This is a genomic window from Mesorhizobium album (genome assembly GCF_033977205.1).
Classification (GTDB): Bacteria; Pseudomonadota; Alphaproteobacteria; order Rhizobiales; family Rhizobiaceae; genus Mesorhizobium; species Mesorhizobium album.
This window is the reverse complement of record NZ_JAVIIW010000164.1, coordinates 1-593: the sequence shown is the minus strand read 5'-3', so window position 1 is coordinate 593 and position 593 is coordinate 1. Positions and strand designations below refer to the sequence as shown.

Genomic DNA, 593 nt, shown 5'->3' with positions numbered 1-593 from the left:
TCGTCGATCGGCTCGATCGACTTCCGCCAGGAGGAGTGGCGCGTCGACTGCGCCGTCTCCGGCTCGCAGAAAGGCTTCATGCTGCCCGCCGGCCTCGGCTTCCTGTCGGTCAGCAAGAAGGCGCTGGCCGCGTCGCGGGTCGCCACCCACCGGCGCTGCTACTTCTCCTTCGAGGACATGATCCGCGCCAACGATACCGGCTACTTCCCCTACACCCCCGCCACGCAGTTGCTGCGCGGCCTGCGCGCCTCGCTCGACCTGATCGCCGAGGAAGGGCTGGAGAACATCTTTGCCCGCCACCATCGCCTGGCCGAAGGCGTGCGCAAGGCGGTCGATGCCTGGGGACTGAAGCTGTGCGCCAAGGCGCCGCAATGGCACTCCGATACGGTCAGCGCCATCCTGGTGCCGGAAGGCATCGACAGCGCCGATGTCGTCAAGCGCGCCTACCGCACCTACCAGACCTCGCTCGGCGGCGGCCTCAACAAGGTGGCCGGCAAGGTCTTCCGCATCGGCCATCTCGGCTGGCTGAACGAGGTGATGGTGCTTGGATCGCTGGCCGCCGCCGAACTTGCGCTGCTCGATTGCGGGGTCGA

The 593-nt window shown here is 67.6% G+C and carries 1 protein-coding gene; it reads left to right on the top strand.

Features of this window, described 5'->3' with window-relative positions:
- Positions 1-593: aminotransferase class V-fold PLP-dependent enzyme (locus RFN28_RS34740; RefSeq protein WP_320291618.1), on the top strand; the 593-nt coding region annotated here is incomplete at both ends.